Origin of the sequence: Sphingomonas sp. ASY06-1R (assembly GCF_052180265.1) — a bacterium.
Lineage (GTDB): Bacteria > Pseudomonadota > Alphaproteobacteria > Sphingomonadales > Sphingomonadaceae > Sphingomonas_I.
In genome coordinates this window covers 3,127,970-3,145,599 of record NZ_CP197464.1, presented here as the reverse complement: position 1 = coordinate 3,145,599, position 17,630 = coordinate 3,127,970, and the positions used below count along the sequence as shown (strand labels likewise).

Below are 17,630 nucleotides of genomic sequence, written 5' to 3'. Positions count from 1 at the left end.
GCCGCCGGGCGTGGTGCCCGGCGGATACGCTCCGTCGATTCGGCTAGGCCGAAGTGCCCGCACGAGGTGCGATGCCGCGTTCCAGCCCGCGCAGTTCGGCCAGGCCCCGCATCCGACCGAGCAGCGAATAGCCCGGGTTCGTCGTGCGGTTGAGATCGTCGAGCATCTGATGACCATGATCGGGCCGCATCGGAATGCTGCGGGCTTCGCGCACGGACAGGCGGTGGACGGCCGTCACGATCGCCGCCATGTCGGCATTGCCCTCCAGATGCGCGGCCTCATGGAAGGCGCCATCCGCTTCCCGCTGCACGGATCGCAGATGCAGGAAGCCGATCCGGCTGCCCAGACGATCGATCATGCCCGGCAGATCGTTGTCGGCACGCACGCCGAACGATCCGATGCACATGCACAGGCCGTTGGAAGGGTTTGGCACGCGCGCGAACAGGTCGGCGACATGCGCTTCGGTGCTGACCACGCGTGGTAACCCGAAGATCGAAAAAGGCGGATCGTCGGGGTGGACGACGAGCCGGAGGCCGAGTTCGTCCGCGAGCGGACAGACGGCCTCCAGAAAGGCGACATGGTTTTCGTGCAGGGTCGTGGCGTCGATTTCGGCATAGGATTGGATCGCCTGCAGGAATTGGGGCGAGCTGAACCCCTCTTCGCTCCCCGGCAGGCCCGCAATGATCGTACGTTCCAGGCGGGCGCGTGCGGCATCGTCCATCCGGTCGTAATGGATCGCCGCCGCTGTGCGGGTGCGGCCATCATAGCTCTCCGCCGCGCCCGGCCGCGCCAGGATATGGATATCGTACGCCGCCAAAGCGACGGCTTCAAACCGCAAGGCGCGCGCGCCGTCCGGCAATTCCCACGCCAGATCGGTCCGCGTCCAATCGAGCAACGGCATGAAATTATAAGTAACGACCTTGATGCCGCACGCCGCCAGGTTGCGCAGGCTTTCGCGATAATGGTCGATCAGCCGATCCCAGTCGGCCGACCGCGTCTTGATGCCCTCGCTGACCGGCAGGCTCTCGACCACGGTCCAGTCGAGGCCGGCCGCCTGGACGTCCGCTCGGCGCGCCGCAATCTGCTCCCGTGGCCAGATCTCGCCATTCGCCACTTCATGCAGCGCGGTCACAACCTCCGTCGCGCCGGCTTGTCGTATGTCGCGCAGGCTCACCGGATCTGCCGGACCGAACCAGCGCATCATCTGCGTCATCAACACGTCAAACACCTTCCACATTCGTTGCAACATTGCGCCGCGCCTCACGCAGCAGGCTCCACAGCACTGCGGCTGCGATCAGGTCCAAGCCGGCCAGCGCGAGGAACAAGGGGTCATAGCCCCAGGCGTCCGCGCTCTGCCCGATCAACAGGGTGAACAACATGCCGCCGACCCAGGCCGACGTTCCCGCCATGCCGCTCGCGGTGCCGACGGCGCGGCTGTCGAACATGTCGGCGCACAAGGTGATCAACGCGCCGCTCAGCATCTGGTGGGCGAAGCCGCCCACGCAGAAGAGCAGGATCGCGATCCCCGGCGAGCCCGCCAAGCCGATACAGGCCGGTCCGATCATGCACAGCGCGCCGATGCTCATCGTTACCTTGCGGGACGCGACCAGCGGCATGCCGCGCCGCATCAGCCAGGTCGGTAGGACGCCGGCCGCAAGGCTGCCGAAATCGGCGGCCAGGAATGGCAGCCACGCCCAGAGCGCAATGCTCTTGAGATCTAATTGCCACACTGACGCCAGATAGAGCGGGATGAAGAAGTTGAACGTCTGCCAGGCCGGTTCCGCCAGGAATCGCGGTATCGCGATGCCCCAGAAGCTGCGGCTGCGCAGGAGTTCGCGGCGGGTCGTCGGTTTGACGGCGACATCGTCATTGTGGGCTTCGGCGATCGCGGCGCGATCCGCTGCGCTGATCGCGGGATGATCGGCGGGGCTACGGTAGCTCCAATACCAGAGCAAAGCCCACACCAGGCTCAACCCGCCGGTTACGATGAACGCCGCCTGCCAATTCCAGGCAAGGATGCAGAAGGCGACGAGCGGCGGCGCGACCATATTGCCGACGCTTGTCCCCATCTGGAACACGCTGGTCGCCAGCGATCGCTCGCGCGGCGGGAACCATTCGGACACGGCCTTGGCGCCGGCGGGGATGGCGGCGGCCTCGCTTGCCCCTAACAAAGCACGGAACATGGCGAGGCTCGGCCAGCCTGTCGCCAGCGCGTGCGCCATATTGGCGAGTGCCCATCCCACGGCGAAAAGGAAGAAGCCCAGCCGCGTGCCCAGCGCGTCCAGCACGCTGCCGGCGACGGTCTGCATGACGGTGTAGCTCGCCTGGAAGGCGAGCACGACCCAGCTATAATCTTCCGTCGACATGCCGAATTCGAGCTTCAGCTGCGGGGCGGCAACCGACAGCGTCGAACGCGCGAGATAATTCAGGATCGTGCCGAGCGTGACGAGCCCGATCAGGCGCCAGCGCAGCGGAATGCTGCGCCACCCGCGGGGCACCGGCTTCACGCCCATAGAGACTGGCGCCCGCCGGTCATGGCGTGATCTCGATCGCGGAGACGATCGCATCGCCGCGGACCGGCACGAAGCGCAGGTCGAGCGTGCCGTCGGTCACCTGGACGGCAATGCGCCGCGTCAGCGCCTTCAGCGGCCCGCCCGCGGCGGCGGCAATATCCAGCCCGGCAACGACGCGTTTGCCGTTGGCCGTCACGTCGAACTGGCGCGCCCCGGCCGCGAGCGACGGCTCGACGAACGTCAGATCGACAGTGTAGCGGCCGTTGGGTAGCGGGACGCGATAGCCGAAACGACCCTCGCGATAGGTTTCGGCCACCGCGCCTTGCGCTGTCCCGGCGACGACCTTTGCCGCCGGGCGCGGGCCATAGCCCGAATAGGCGTTGATATCGCCGACCGTGCCGCCGTCGAAGAAATTATCGGAGCCGAAGCGCTTCCCCGGAATGGGCGCCGCGACCAGCGCGCCGCTGTCGATCCGGACGGTTCGCACCGCCTCGGGTGCCAGCTGCCACTGAACGGAATCCTGGTGCGTCCCATCGGCGAAGCGGCCGCGCACGATGATCTGATTGGTACCCGCGGCGAGGACGACCTTAGGCCACACGCAGATCTTTTCGGGGCAGGCATCCAGCGCGCCGATGACACGACCATTGACCTCCAGCTCGGTCCGCGTTGCGTTGCTGTAAACCCGGATGTCGGTCGTGGCGTAGGCACGATCGACATAGCGGCGGCCATTGATGTGGACGGTCGGCGTCTGCGTCCAGTTCGCCTTGTAGAAATAATAGGCATCCTTGCGGATCGCGCGATCGTAAGTGACCAGGCCCTTGGTGTTGACGTCGTTGGCGTCGCCTTCCCGCCGGACGGTGGTGGCGAAATCGAACGAATTCCACAGCCAGGTCGCCCACAAATAGGGCTTGCTCGCCAGCGTCGCCCAGGCGCGTTCGTGAATGTAGCTTTCGAACTCTTCGGGCTGATTGCGACCGCGCTGATCGACCTTTCCGCCCAGCGGGTTGTCGGTGTGGATCGTCAGGGCACCGCCGGCGCCATATTCGGTCACGGACAAGGGCTGCGCCGGCCGTTCCGCGCGAATGGCGTCGAGATGCGGACCGAGGTCCTCGGGATTGCCATAATACCAGCCGAAATAACGGTTGGCGCCGCCGAGATCGGCCGCGGCCGCCGTGACCGGCACGTCGGCATTGCCGAGCAAGCGACCCTCGCAGCAGGTAGCGAGCGCGGTCGCCCGCGACGGATCCTCCGCTTTGGCCAGCGTCTTGAGCTCCTGCAGGAGAGGCAGGGGATCGGGGGCGGGCGCATCCTTGTTGGTCGAGATGAAGATCGGGATCGATTTCCCGAAATCCACCTCGTTGGCGATGCCCCAGCTGAACACGGAGGCATGGTTGGCGTTCTGCCGGATCAGTTCGCGCAATTGCTGGCGGGCATTGTCGCGCAGGGCGGGCGATGCGACGGTCTCGTCGCCCAAAGTCCAGCGCGAGACGAGCGGGATCTCATCCCACAGGATCATGCCGTAGCGATCGGCGAGATCGTGGATGACCTGGCCGTGCTGATAATGGGTCAGCCGGATCGTGTTCACGCCCATTTCGCGCATGATCGCGAAATCCTGCTCGATATCGGCGGCGCTGACCGCCCAGCCCTTGCCCTCGCGATCCTGGTGGTAGCCCACGCCGTGGAGACGCACTGGCTTGCCGTTCAGGATGAAGCCCTGCGCCGGATCGGCCCGCATCTCGCGGATACCAAAGGGCTGTTCAACGCGGTCGAGCACGGCACCCGAGGCGGACGCGATCTCGACGACCAGGCGATGCAGGTAAGGATCGGCGACGCCATTCCATAAATGGGGGTTCGTCACCGCCAGCGTCTGTGTGAGCTCCGCCATGCCCTTTGCATCGAGGGCGACGCGGCGGGTAGCGCTGGCCACCATCTTGCCGTCCGCATCCAGCAGGCGGACGTTCGCGGTCGCGGCCTGCTTGCGCGCATGATCGTTGCGCACGCGGACGCGCACATCCACCTGGGCGTTGCCCGGCGTGATGGCGCGGGTGACGGCATAGATGCCGCTGCCGCCGTCATCCAGCATGTCGATATGCACCGCATCCGTGCCGATCAGGCTGACCGGGCGGTAAAGGCCGCCATGGACGAAGAAATCGCCCGCGAGCGGCAGCACGTCGGCGGTCGACGAACCGACGTCGGGCTGGCTGTTGTCGACCTTGACCAACAGCGTGTTGGGCTGACCGACGCGCATGGCCGGGGTGGCATCAAGCCGGAAGCGGGAGAAGCCACCGCGATGCTGGCCGAGCCGTTGTCCGTTCAGCCACACTTCGGCGGTGCGGCTGGCCGCATCGAATTGCAGCCATGCCTGATGGCCATTGAACGACGACGGGGGTGTGAACGTCACCCGGTACCAGCCGACGCCCTGATATTTGTCGATATTGGTTTCGCGATTGAGATGGCTTTCGGGCGACGGGATATAATAGCCGACGCGGTTCCAGGTGTGGGGAACGGACACCTGTTGCCATGTGCCGTCTGCCCGCATGGCGTTCGCGGGATCGACATTTCCACCCCGGCGAAATTCCCAGCTCTGCGACAATGACATCGTCGGACGGTCTAATTGGGCAATTGCCGGCGTGGCCACGAGCGCAATGATCGCGGCTGATCCTCGTCTGCTGAGCATAACCCTCTCCATTTTCAGCGAGTGTAGCCTTCTGAAATCGGCCTTACCAGTTTTAAAATCTAGATCATCTCACGATGACTATGGCTATTATGTCACATATACGGCCTAAACTAATTGTATTTCCAAGCCGGCCGGTAGGGCTTTAACGTTAAAGGTTGACATGGCAGACCGGTAAGACCGATTTGGTAAGGCAGATCGCAAATGCGGCGTACGGGAGAGAATGATGTATCTGAAATTGGCCTTGGGCGCGTCTGTAGCCATGACTCTCGCCCAGTCGGTGCTGGCGCAAACGGGCGCAGCCTCGCCGGCGCTACCGACGCCCGGGGTCGTAACCGCAAGTCCGGACGCGCCTGCCGGCCAACAGCAAGGGTCCAGCACGTCGCAATCCGCAGGGGTGGACTCGACCAGCCTGGGGGAAATCGTCGTGACGGCGCAGCGCCGCGCCCAAAATCTTCAGGACGTGCCCGTTGCCGTAACCGCTTTCACCGCCGATCAGATGGAAGCACGCGGGGTAAGTACGGTTACCGACATCGCCCGTGTTTCGCCCAGCCTGACCGTTACCGAGAATACCAACGCCACGGGCAGCAGCATCAATCTGCGCGGCATCGGTACTTTCTCCTTCAGCATCGGCATCGAACCGAGCGTCGCGATCGTGGTCGATGACGTCGCCTTGCTGCAGCAGGCGCAGGCCTTTTCCGGCCTGAGCGACATTGCCCGGCTGGAAGTGTTGCGCGGTCCCCAAGGGACCTTGTTCGGCAAGAATGCGGCAGCCGGCGTCATCAATATTGTCACGCAAGGTCCGACATCGACCTTGACCGGGGCCATTGGTGCGACGGCCACCACTGATGAGCAATATCGCGTCGAAGCGATGATCTCCGGCCCGCTGGCGAAGGATGTCGGCTTCCGGCTCAACGCCTTTTACGACGATCGCCAGGGTTATATCCGCAACCTCAACACCGGCAACAAGCTGAACGGAGAACGCAATTACGGCGTGCGCGGTCGGCTCGATCTCGATCCGTTCGACCGACTGAATGTCGCGCTGACCGGCAGCTATTCCAATACGCGATCCGATGGCCAGGTCCGGACGTTCCGATCGCTGAACCCGGGCGCCAATATCTTTGGCGCTCCAGTCCAGGCATCGGTCGACGGCACCGATCTGGGCGACAGCAATTACCGGATCCGGCTGGATACGGAGCCCAAGAATGTCAGCAAGCAGGCCATGTTCACCAGCCGCGCGACGCTGGACCTTGATACTGCAAACCTGATTTCGATCACGGCCTATCAGGATTGGCGCTTCCATTTTCTGGAGGATTTCGATCAGCTTGGGACACCGACGCTCAGCAATCCCGCGGTGCCGACCAGCGCGCCGGTGCCCAACGGCTCCATCGCCACGGCCAGCTTCCACGCGCGCAATTTCACGCAGGAATTGCGGCTGGTTTCCAGCGGTAAGCGCAAGCTGGATTACCTCGTCGCCTTATTCTACGCCAAGGGGAATACCGATCGCGATTATTCGCGGCGCCCCAATACGGCCGCAAGCTGGCGTGCCGACGCGACCACCCAGACGATGGCCGCCTTCACCCAGCTGACCTACAACATCACCGATCGCACGCACATCGACGCCGGCCTGCGCTTCAACCGCGAACGGATCACGGGCAGCTTCCTGAATACGACCCCGGGGGCGGTACCGGTTGCGAACAACGCCACCTGCCTGGCCGAGTGCAGCGGGCGCTCGTCCGACAATGAAGTGACCTACAAGTTCGCGGTACGACAGGATCTGTCCGACGCCGTCATGATCTACGGCTCCTACGCCACCGGCTATAAGGGCCAGGGTTTCGACATCAGTACCGGCTTTACCCCGGCGCGGGCGGCCAATCCGGTCCGCCCCGAGACGAGCAAGGCCTATGAAGTCGGCATCAAGAGCCGGTTCTTCGACAATCGCGTGCAATTGAACCTCACCGGCTTTTGGACGGACTTCAAGGACTTCCAGGCACAAGCGCAGATCACGCTGCCCGACGGTTCGATCGTGCCGCAACTCAGCAATGTCGGCGCGCTACGCAGTCGCGGCGTGGAGGCGGAATTGTCCGCCAAGGTGACCCGCCTGCTGCGTGTCGACGCCTCTGCCGCTTATACCGACGCCAAGATCCGCGATTTCAGCAATGCGCCTTGCTATACCGGGCAGACGGCTGCGCAGGGCTGCGTCCGCGTCGGTACAGGCGCGTTCCAGGATCTGTCAGGCGCGACCTTGGCCAACGCGCCCAAGTTCAAATATAATATCGCTGCCACCCAGGATGTGGAATTGCCGTCGCTGCCGTTTGACGGCTTCGTAACGGGCGAGTTCGCGCATCAAAGCCGGGTGAGCTTCGACTTGCTGGGCAGTCCGGTTTCCTATCAGCGCGCTTATGGCGTGGTGAACGCCAGCATCGGCATCCAGTCCCGCAGCGGTCGTGAGTTCCGGGCCGCCTTGTTCGTGAACAATCTGTTCGATGAAAATTACAGCACCTCGCTGCAATATGCCGGCAACTCGAACGCGCAGGCAGTCGTGCAACTGCTGCCGCGCAACTCGCGTCGGTATGCGGGCATCCGGATGCGCGTCGGCTTCTAACGGATGGCCGGGCCGGGCGGCATCGCATCGAACGGGCGGCGGTGAGGTCGTCCGAGCGGATGCTGGTGTCGCCCATGGGATATGATATTGGTCAGTCCCCCTGGTTCAGAAGGCGCGCGGATGGTTTTTGGTTCGGATTCTCCAGCGGAAGGTCCGCCCCAGAGTGGAGGGCGTCTATACCAGCGGCTGGCGGGGCTTCTGTTCGACCAATTGGCTTCGGGCCGTTATGCTATCGGTGATCGCCTTCCGGCCGAGCGTGAGCTCTCGTTGGAGCATAATGTCAGCCGTCCGGCGGTGCGGGAGGCGCTGATCGCGTTGGAGGTGCAGGGCTATATCGATGTCCGCGTCGGCTCCGGCGCCTTCGTGCGCAAGCTGCCGGGGCAGGATGACCGGCCGGGTTTTGCGATCACCGCGTTCGAGCTGACCGAGGCGCGGATCATGTTCGAAGGCGAAGCTGCCGCGTTGGCGGCGGTCCATATTACCGATGCAGAGCTTGCGCATGTTGCGGAGCTGGTGGAGCGCATCGATCAGGAAAATTCGCTGCCCGAGGTCACGGAAACCGCCGATCGCGATTTTCATCTGGCGATTGCGGAGGCGACCCGCAATTCGGCGGTCCGGCTGGCGATCGAAGGCTTCTGGCGGATTCGGGCGACGTCGCCGGAATGCGCATTGCTGCACAACAAGGCGCGCAGCGCGAATGTGCGCCCGGTCGTTGCCGAACATCGCCTGATCCTGGACGCGCTGCGCGCGCATGATCCCGTTGCGTCGCGCGCCGCGATGCGGGCGCATCTGTCCGCCGTAATGGATCATCTGCTGTTCACCACCGAGGAGCGCGCGATCGAGGAAGCCCGGCGATCGGTCGCGAGCACGCGTGCGCGGTATCATACGAGTATCGCGGGAGCCTCGCGCTAGCCCGTACGGACGCTACCGCAGGCGCGTATGTCCGACCTGGATCGGCAGGTAAGTCTGCTGGCTGCGCTCACACGCAAATTGACTCAGACCGGAACGGCTCGCTGCCGCGCACCAAGGGGTGGATCCGGTATCTGTGCTTTGTTGCTGGACGGCAGCGGCGGGAGCCATCGGTCGGCATGGGAAGCAATCTCCCCGCACATGACTTCGGACCGCTCCGAGAAACGGAATGGTCGGGGAGACAGGATTCGAACCTGCGGCCCCCTGGTCCCAAACCAGGTGCGCTACCAGACTGCGCCACTCCCCGACGCGAGACAGCCCCTAGACCAGCAAATCGATTAGTGAAAGTCGCGACTGGGGGGTAGCACGCGAACATTACGCGGATGGCTGCCGCGCGGCACCGCGTGACGGGGGGGCTGCGGGTGCTCGAATACGTCTGCGCGGCTCAATGTGGTGCGGGTGGGATGATCTTCGGACAGGCGTTCCAGCTCCTGCGTGCGGTCGAAGACATGGGCGCCCATCAGGTGAACGACGCCTTCGACGCTCTTCTGGATGACGCCGCGCACCTCCATCAGCCGCGACGCCATCACCGCCCGGCGATATTTTTCGAAGTCGCGTGCCCAGAGCAGAACGTTGATGATCCCGGTCTCGTCCTCCAGCGTCACGAAGATCGCCTTGCCCTCGCCCGGCCGCTGACGGACCAGCACCACGCCCGCCGCCTTGCCGCGCGTGCCGTCCCGGGCATCGCGGATCTGCTGGGCGCTGAGCACGCCCTCCTGCGCGAACAGGCCACGCAGGAAGTGCATCGGGTGCGCCTTCAACGACAGGCGCGTCAGCTGGAAATCGGCCGCGACATGTTCGCTCAGCGGCATGACGGGGAGCTGTGCGTCCTCCTCGCTGCCCAGTTCCTGCGCATCGGCGGCGGCAAAGAGCGGCAAGGCATCGGTCGGCGTCCGCCGCACCGCCCACAGGGCTTCGCGCCGATCGTGGCCGTACGAGCGGAAGGCATCGGCATCGGCCAGCAGGCGCAGCGCCTTGGAGGGCAAGGCCGCCGCGCGGGCGAGTGCTTCGATGCGTTGCGTGCTGGCGCAGCCATCGCCTGAGAGCATCGGCCGGCACTCCATGATCGCCTTGGCCCAATCCTCCTTGAAACCATCGATCTGGCGGAAGCCGAGCCGCACCGCGGGTTTGGCTTGGCCTGGTTCCAGCTTGTTGTCCCAGTCGCTAAAGGAGACATCGATCGCGCGAACATCGACATCATTGGCACGCGCATCGCTGACGATCTGCGCCGGCGCGTAAAAGCCCATTGGCTGAGAATTGAGCAAGGCCGCGCAGAAGGCGGCCGGGTGGCGTTTCTTGAGGAAAGCCGAGACGTAGACCAAGATCGCGAAACTAAGCGCATGGCTTTCCGGGAAACCATAGCTGCCAAATCCCCTGATCTGATCGAAGCAACGTCGCGCAAATTCTTCCGAATAGCCGCGCCCTGTCATGCCGCCGATCATCTTTTGCTCGAACTTCGGCATCGTCCCGACATTGCGGAAGGTCGCCATCGCGCGGCGCAATTGATTGGCTTCGCTCGGCGTGAAGGCGGCGGCCGTAATGGCGAGTTTCATCGCCTGTTCCTGAAACAAGGGCACGCCTAGCGTCTTGCCCAGGATCTCTTTCAACTCATGCTGGTCATAGGCCGGCCCGGGCGAGGGATAAACGACCGCTTCCTTATCCTGCCTACGTCGCAAATAGGGGTGGACCATATTGCCCTGAATCGGCCCCGGGCGAACGATCGCGACCTGCACGACAAGATCGTAAAGTTCGCATGGGCGGAGGCGTGGCAGCATGTTCATCTGCGCGCGGCTTTCGACCTGGAACACGCCGATACTCTCGCCTTTGCACAGCATGGCGTAGACGTCGGGCTGTTCCTTGGGCAGGTTGTCGAGCGTGTACTTCTGTCCCTGGCCCTGACCGTCAAAGTCGCCGATCAGCTCGAACGCCTTGCGGATGCAGGTGAGCATGCCGAGCGCGAGCACGTCGACTTTCATCAGCTTGAGTGCGTCAATGTCGTCCTTGTCCCATTCGATGAAGGTGCGATTCTCCATCGCGGCGTGATGGATCGGCACGGTTTCGTCGAGCCGATGCTGGGTTAGGACGTAACCGCCGACATGCTGGGAGAGATGGCGCGGGAAGGGTGCTTCCAGCAGCTTGGCGACGAAATGGTTGAGCCGCGCGATCTCCGGATTGTCCAGGCTGAAGCCGGTCTCGTGAAAGCGCGCTTGCTCCATCTTGTTGGAGAAGCTGCCCCACACCGTGCTCACCAGGCGGGTCGTAATATCCTCGGTGAGGCCAAGCGCCTTGCCGACCTCGCGGACCGCGGATCGCGATCGGTAATGAATGACGGTGGCGACAATGCCGGCGCGGTGACGGCCGTAGCGCTGATAGACATATTGCATCACCTCTTCGCGCCGCTCATGTTCAAAATCGACGTCGATGTCGGGAGGCTCGTCGCGGTCTTCCGACATGAAGCGCGAGAAGAGCAGATCATGCTTGGCCGGATCGACCGAGGTGATACCGAGCAGATAGCAGACCATCGAATTGGCGGCCGACCCGCGCCCCTGGCACAATATGCCCTTCGACCGCGCGAAGCTAACCAGGTCGTGCACGGTCAGGAAGTAGTAAGGCAGGTCCTTACGGCTGCCGATCAGGATGAACTCTTCCTCCAGCAAGGCGGGCAGCCTGGCGGGCAAGCCGTTGGGCCACTTCTTGGCGGCGGCTTCGGCAACCAGATGCTTAAGCCAGGCGAGCGGCTCCCAGCCGTCGGGTACCGGCTCGTGCGGATATTCATATTTGAGATCGCCGAGGTCGAAGCGGATGCGTGCGTGAAAACGCAAAGTTTCTTCGATCGCCTCCGGACAGGCGCGGAATAGGCGCGCCATCTCGGCGGGGTCCTTGAGATGGCGCTCGGCATTGGCCTCGAACCTCTTACCGCCTTCCTGCACGGTGACGCCAAGCCGGATCGCGGTCAGCACGTCCTGCAGGGGGCGGTCTTCCGGTGCGGCATAGAGGGTATCGTTGATCGCAAGCAAAGGCACCTGGGCGGCGCGGGCCGTTTTGGCGAGCCGGGCGAGATGACGATGATCGGCGCCCGACCGCCGCATCGCCGCGCCGAGCCAGACGCGGTCGGGTGCGACGGCGCGCAAGGTGGCAAGCGTGCGGGTCAAGATATCCTGACCGGGGCGCATGGGGAACGGGATGACATTATCATTCTGTCCCCCGTCATGCCCGCGCAGGCAGGCATCCCCCGTGCCGCAGACGCTGTCCTCCCGGTGCAGTCCCGCTTGCGCGGGAATGACGAAAAGAGAGGATGGAGCGGTTCGTGTACGTTCATCCTCGTCCGGCGGCAGGATCGTCTGCTTCTCCGCCCTGCGTTCCTCGCCTTCATCCTCGCGGCGTGTGCTGGTCGGCAGCACGATCAGCAGCAGATCCTCATGAAAGGTGAGCAGATCACTTAGTCGCAACACGCAATCGCCCTTGTCGGCACGCAGGTTGCCGGTGGAAAGCAAGCGGCATAGCCGGCCCCAGCCTTTACGCGTCTCGGGATAGGCGATGATGTCGGGGGTGCCGTCGGCGAAGATCAAGCGTGCACCAGTGACGAGCTTGAAGTTGGGCGGGGGCAGGCCCAGCACCTCATGGCACTGATTGCGGGCATCCTTGAGCGCCAGCCATACGCGGACCACGCCGGCGACGGTGTTGCGATCGGCGATGCCCAGCCCGACATGGCCGAGTTCGAAGGCGCGGCCCAGCAGATCCACGCCATGGCTGGCGCCATGGAGAAAGGAGAAATGGCTCGCGCAGGCCAGCTCCACATACGCTGCTTCGGTCATGCGAACTGGCCGTGGAGATACCAGCCGGGCTCCTCGCCATCGCGGACATGCAAACCGTGGCGGAACAGCCAGAAGCGGTGGCCGTCGGCATCCTCGACCCGGTAATAATCGCGTGGCCGGCCACCGCGATCGCGCCGGTGCCACCATTCGGCGGCGATGCGTTCGGGGCCTTCCCAGCGGGCGATGCTGTAGCTGCGGCCGCGCCAGGTGAAGCGCATTGGCGGACCGTCCGGCACTTCCGACATGACGGCGCCCACCGGCTGCGGCGGATCGAACAGCCGCAGCGGACGCATCGGCGGTTCGTCTGGCGGGGCGGCCTCCCATTGCGGCAGGTGCGCCGGGGAGCAGCGCGTAGCGGCGCATTCGGGGATGTGGCTGTTTTCCGGCTGGACGCGGTAAATGCGGCGCGCGCCAAGCCGGGCCGACAGACGATCGCTGAGTTCGGCGAGTTGTTCGTCCTGACGGGCGGGGGCGGTATAATCGTCCTGTCGCGCGGTCAGCTTTTCGGCATTGCCCACATCGAGCCGGATCAGATCGAAGCCGAAACCGGGATCGATCGGATCGGCAAGCGCATCGATCCGCTCGTGGAACAGCCGTCCCAGCAGGGCAGGATCGCGGGTCGGTTGGCCGGTGGATATTTCCACCATCGCCACCGCACCATCGCTGCGGAACAGGCGTGCGACGAAGCGGCGGCCGCCCTGGTGACGATCGAGCAAGGTCGAAGCGGCTTCGATCGCCAGTTCCTCCAGGCAAGCGAGCGCATCCTCGACCCGGGCGATCGGCTCGGCGAAGCGGCGTAGCGCGACGATGGGCGGCAAGGGCCGTTCGGGGGTGATGTGGCGATCCTGCTCGCCAAGCAGGCGGGCGAGGCGGAGGGCAAGATCGCCGAAGCGCGCGGCCAGCATCCGGCGCGGTCGGCGGGCGAGCGCGTCGATCGTCTTCAGTCCGGCACGGCGCAATGCCAGCGTGACGGCCGGATCGGCTTCCAGCGCCTCCACCGGGAGCGTGCGCGGATCGCCCCCGTCCCGGCCAAACCGTGCCAGGGCGCGGGCCTGTTCAGGCGTATCGCCGAAGGCGAGCCGGGCGGTGATGCCGGTACAGGCTACACGCAATTCCTCTAACCGTTCGTCCTGAGCGAAGTCGAAGGACGTGGCACCAGCGTTCCGCAGCGTGCTTCGACTTCGCTCAGCACGAACGGGGTTTGGGTAGTTGGGTGAAAAGCTTGCCAGCCGTGCGGCGAGATCTGCTTTAAGGCCCGCTTCGCCACCGAAGCCATGCGTGCAGCCGGTAATGTCGAGGATCACCCCATCGGGTGGCTCGGCGGCCGCCATCGGCGTGTAGCGCACGCAACCGGCCGTGATACGTGCCAGCAGGCGCGCCTCGGCCGCATGATCGCGATCATGCGCCACCAATGCGGGCACCCGCGCCCGCGCATCGGCCAGCGTGATGTTTGGAGTCAGGCCGAGCGCGATCGCGCTCGGCGAGAGCGCAGTCAGCCGCATCGCATTGTTGAGCTTTTCGACGAAGACGATCGCCGCCTCCTCCGCCGGAGGGGGAGGGGGACCAGCTGCAGGCGGGCGGAGGGGATATGCGGCTGGGCGCGCCGCTTGTGGCGGATCCCCTCCACCACCGCCTGCGGCGGCGGTCCCCCTCCCCGTTCCGGGGAGGAGACTATTGTTATCCAATTGCCAGATATCGGCCGCCATCATCGGCAGCCACAGCGCGAGATAGCGCCGCGAAGCAGGCGCGGTCACGATCCCACTCCAGCCGCCATCCGGCCGATGGAGCCCCACCGCGCTGGCGGGTCAGATCGACCGTGAAGGCCGGATGGCCGGGCGCGTTCGCGTCCAGCGCCTGCGACAGAGCCGATGCCACCCGCCAGCGCGTGGCCGCCGCCGACGAGGCTTGCGGATCGGTCGTGCGCAGCAGGATGGCGGTCGTGCCCGAACGCTCGGCAAACAAGGTCAGCCGGCGGCTGGCGGTCAAATCCAGCAGCGGGGCAGGGCCCGCCGGCGCAATCACCGTCACGGTTGCGGCGGGCGAGCGGGCCACGTCGCCGGCGGTGCGCAGCAATGTCTTCTCGTCGGGCGTGCTGACGAACAGGATGCGTCCGGGATCGATTCCCAATTCGACAAAACCGGGGGGATACAGCGGCGCCTGGCGGGGATGCTCCTGCCCGATCCAGACGATCGTGCCATCTTTGCCGCTGCCGCGCAGCGCCAGCATGAGCGCGAAGCCCGCCGCGCTCGGCGCATCGGCGGGGGTCGCCGGCCACAATTCGTGCAGGCGCGCCTGTGCCAGACCGCCGCCCAGCACGGCATCCAGCGGCGGCGCACCCAAAGCAAAACGGGAAGCCGGCACGACCGGCTCGGCCTGCGCGACTCCCGCCGCCAAGGAGCGGGCAAGGCGCCGAAGCGCGGGGGAAGGTTGCGACTCGCACGTCATCAGTTCTCTATATGTTCTCATTTTCCCGTCCACTCAACCGGAGTCAAGCGCGGCTGTTCCCTGGCGGCCAAGCTGGCTATGGAGGCGGCCCGTCTTTCACTGGAGATGCCCATGTTCCGTATGCTCGACCCGTCCATCTCGGTGTTCGGCCAGATCGAGCCCGGCGACATCGCTGATGCCAAGGCGCAGGGTTTCACAACCATCGTCAATAATCGTCCCGACGACGAGCAGGCCGGCCAGCCGAGCAGCGCCGCGATCGAGGCGGCGGCGCGCGAGGCCGGCCTGGCCTATTTCGCCATCCCGGTCGATCATTCGGGCTTCGCGCCATGGCAGGTGGATGCGATGGCGGACGCGCTGCAGGCGGCGCCCGGACCGGTGCTGGCCTTCTGCCGATCGGGCACGCGATCGACCTTCTTGTGGGCACTGGCGCGCAACAGACTGGGCGACGATGGCGAGGCGCTGATCGCGAAGGCGGCGGAGGCGGGCTATGATCTTGGCCCGATCCGGCCGATCCTGACGACCCAGGCCTGAGCGGCTGGGCCGGCGAGAGACGATCGTCCTGCCGTAAACGATCCTTCTTCTTCCAGATGACGGGCATATGCCGCGGTCGATCCGATCCGGACGCGCGGAGGCGTGGCTTGGGGCGAAGCGTCACGACCGGCGCGGGTCCGCCACCTGCTCGAAGGTGCGGGAGGGCAGGCGGTTAAAACCGTGGTCCCGGGAGAGCCCGGGGGTGCCGCCCGTATGTCCTCACTCACACGGCACCAGCGGTTGCGGCCTTGGTCCGGTGGCTCGAAGCCCCTGCAGGCGCCTGCCGCCAGCCTAAGCTGCGGCGCCGACCTGTGGCTGCGGCATTTGCCGGGGGTTACCCCTGAACGTCGACCGCCTAGCCACGGTACGCGACGCCGGCTTCACCGCCGGGTGAACCCGGCTGGGTGGTTACGGAAATGGGGCAAAGCTTTGTCTGGGATGCACCCCAAGCAGCGCCGCGCCGGTCGTTCCCCGCACGCGGCGGAGTTGAGCTTGTGCCGCTGCCTGATCAGGGCAGAAGCGATGCGCTTGTACCCGATATGTTCTATTTTGTCAAGGCCCGCGACGTGGTCCCGTGAAACCTTGGCTGTACAGCGGCCCCGTTCTCCGGCGCGGTGACGCTTCGTCCATCGAAAAAAAAGAGGCCGACGGATTGCTCCGTCGGCCAGTCGTTCGCAGGAGGAACATAGTGCGGGGCGGGCCGTGGGGCCCGCCCCAATTCGATCAGTAATTGTAGGCGCGCTCGCCATGCTCGCCGATGTCGAGACCTTCATGCTCGACTTCCGGCGAGACCCGCAGGCCCGTCAGCAGCTTGGCGATGAAGATGGCGATGGCGGTGCCGATGGCAGCCCAGACGATGGTGACGGCGACAGCCTGGAGCTGCACCATCAACTGGTGGCCCATGTTGAAATCGGGCTTGGACGGGCCGCCGAGCGTCGACGAATAGACGATGCCGGTGCCGATCGCGCCGATCATGCCGCCAATGCCGTGGACACCGAAGGCATCCAACGCGTCGTCATAGCCCAGCGCCGGCTTCAGCTTGGAAACCGCGAAGAAGCAGACGATGCTGGCGATGGCGCCCAGGATGATCGCACCGAACGGGCCGGAATTGCCCGCAGCCGGCGTGACCGCGACGAGCCCGGCAACGATACCGGAGCAGAAGCCCAGCGCCGAACCCTTATGCCCGACGAGGCGCTCCGCCAGCATCCAGACCAGGCCTGCCGACGCGGTGGCGACGAAGGTGTTGATCATCGCAAGCGCGGCCGACCCATTGGCCTCGAGCGCCGAACCGGCGTTGAAGCCGAACCAGCCCACCCACAGCAGGCCGGTGCCGATGCCCGTCATCGTCAGCGAGTGCGGTGCCATCCGCTCTTCCGGATAGCCCAGGCGCTTGCCGAGGATCAGCGAAGCGACCAGCGCGGACACGCCCGCATTGATGTGCACGACGGTACCGCCGGCGAAATCCAGCGCGCCCATGACGAAGAAACGGCCGTTGGCCGCCCATACCATGTGGGCGATCGGGAAATAGACGATGGTCAGCCAGACGGCGCCGAACACCATCACGGCCGAGAATTTCATGCGCTCGACCACCGAACCGAGGACCAGCGCCACCGTGATCGCGGCGAAGGTCATCTGGAAGCAGACGAACACATATTCGGGGATGGCGACGCCCGCGGTGAACGTGGCCGCGGTCGAATCCGGCGTGATGCCCTTCAGGAAGGCCTTGCCGAAGCCGGCGATGAACTGGTTGCCGCCGTCACCGAACGCCTCGGTATAGCCCCACATCACCCAGATGAGCATGGCGAGGCAGGCGACGGCGCCGATCTGCGTCATCGTCGACAGCATGTTCTTGGCGCGCGTGAGGCCGCCATAGAACAAGGCGAGGCCGGGAACGATCATCATCAGGACGAGCAGGGTGGATGTCATCATCCACGCGGTGTCGCCCTTGTTGACGGTGGGGGCGGCAGGTGCGGCAGCCGCGGCATCCTGGGCCCAGGCCGGCAGCGCGGCAAAGGCGGCGATCGCCGCCATGCCCGCGGCGCCCGCGATCTTGGTTGAAAGCTTCATGTGTCCCCCTT

The 17,630-nt window shown here is 65.0% G+C and carries 10 protein-coding genes and 1 tRNA gene; 3 read left to right on the top strand and 8 right to left on the bottom strand.

The features are described 5' to 3' along the window. Positions 1-43: 43 nt before the first annotated feature. From uxuA to ACSBM8_RS15015, 3 genes are read right to left on the bottom strand one after another with little or no spacing between them, the layout of a single operon-like run. Entirely contained in the window at positions 44-1,249 is a 1,206-nt protein-coding gene (gene uxuA / locus ACSBM8_RS15025) for a mannonate dehydratase (RefSeq protein WP_442678806.1), read from the bottom strand. Next, positions 1,221-2,513 (bottom strand): MFS transporter, encoded by a 1,293-nt coding sequence (locus tag ACSBM8_RS15020; protein WP_442678805.1) that lies wholly within the window; start codon positions 2,511-2,513, stop codon positions 1,221-1,223. Before ACSBM8_RS15020 ends, uxuA begins: the two co-directional genes overlap by 29 nt. 19 nt (positions 2,514-2,532) lie before the next feature. Further along, a complete protein-coding gene (locus ACSBM8_RS15015) occupies positions 2,533-5,190 on the bottom strand; it encodes a glycoside hydrolase family 2 TIM barrel-domain containing protein (protein WP_442678804.1) in 2,658 nt (885 codons plus the stop codon). Between the two features lie 259 nt (positions 5,191-5,449). On the opposite strand from ACSBM8_RS15015, the gene ACSBM8_RS15010 reads away from it, so the two are divergent. Further along, the gene (locus tag ACSBM8_RS15010) at positions 5,450-7,792 is read left to right on the top strand and encodes a TonB-dependent receptor (protein ID WP_442678803.1); all 2,343 of its coding nucleotides are present in this window, start codon (positions 5,450-5,452) and stop codon (positions 7,790-7,792) included. Between the two features lie 120 nt (positions 7,793-7,912). Further along, complete coding sequence (locus ACSBM8_RS15005; protein WP_442678802.1) at positions 7,913-8,704, top strand: FadR/GntR family transcriptional regulator; 792 nt, start codon at positions 7,913-7,915, stop codon at positions 8,702-8,704. 227 nt (positions 8,705-8,931) lie between these two features. On the opposite strand, the gene ACSBM8_RS15000 is transcribed toward ACSBM8_RS15005, so the two are convergent. The 4 genes from ACSBM8_RS15000 to ACSBM8_RS14985 all read right to left on the bottom strand — a co-directional run bounded on the left by ACSBM8_RS15000 (position 8,932) and on the right by ACSBM8_RS14985 (position 15,021). Further along, positions 8,932-9,008, bottom strand: a tRNA-Pro gene (locus tag ACSBM8_RS15000). A 31-nt stretch (positions 9,009-9,039) separates the two neighbouring features. Next, positions 9,040-12,576: an error-prone DNA polymerase gene (locus tag ACSBM8_RS14995; protein ID WP_442678801.1), complete on the bottom strand. Its 3,537-nt coding sequence runs from the start codon at positions 12,574-12,576 to the stop codon at positions 9,040-9,042. Next, complete coding sequence (locus ACSBM8_RS14990; protein WP_442678800.1) at positions 12,573-14,330, bottom strand: Y-family DNA polymerase; 1,758 nt, start codon at positions 14,328-14,330, stop codon at positions 12,573-12,575. The genes ACSBM8_RS14995 and ACSBM8_RS14990 overlap by 4 nt, the downstream gene beginning before the upstream one ends. Then, on the bottom strand, positions 14,254-15,021 hold the full coding sequence (locus ACSBM8_RS14985; protein WP_442678799.1) for an ImuA family protein: 768 nt from the start codon (positions 15,019-15,021) through the stop codon (positions 14,254-14,256). The genes ACSBM8_RS14990 and ACSBM8_RS14985 overlap by 77 nt, the downstream gene beginning before the upstream one ends. 111 nt (positions 15,022-15,132) lie before the next feature. Here ACSBM8_RS14985 and ACSBM8_RS14980 point away from each other — a divergent pair, with 111 nt between their 5' ends. Then, complete coding sequence (locus tag ACSBM8_RS14980; RefSeq protein WP_442678798.1) at positions 15,133-15,552, top strand: TIGR01244 family sulfur transferase; 420 nt, start codon at positions 15,133-15,135, stop codon at positions 15,550-15,552. Between the two features lie 723 nt (positions 15,553-16,275). Here ACSBM8_RS14980 and ACSBM8_RS14975 read toward each other — a convergent pair. Further along, positions 16,276-17,619 (bottom strand): ammonium transporter, encoded by a 1,344-nt coding sequence (locus ACSBM8_RS14975; RefSeq protein WP_442678797.1) that lies wholly within the window; start codon positions 17,617-17,619, stop codon positions 16,276-16,278. Positions 17,620-17,630 lie beyond the last annotated feature (11 nt).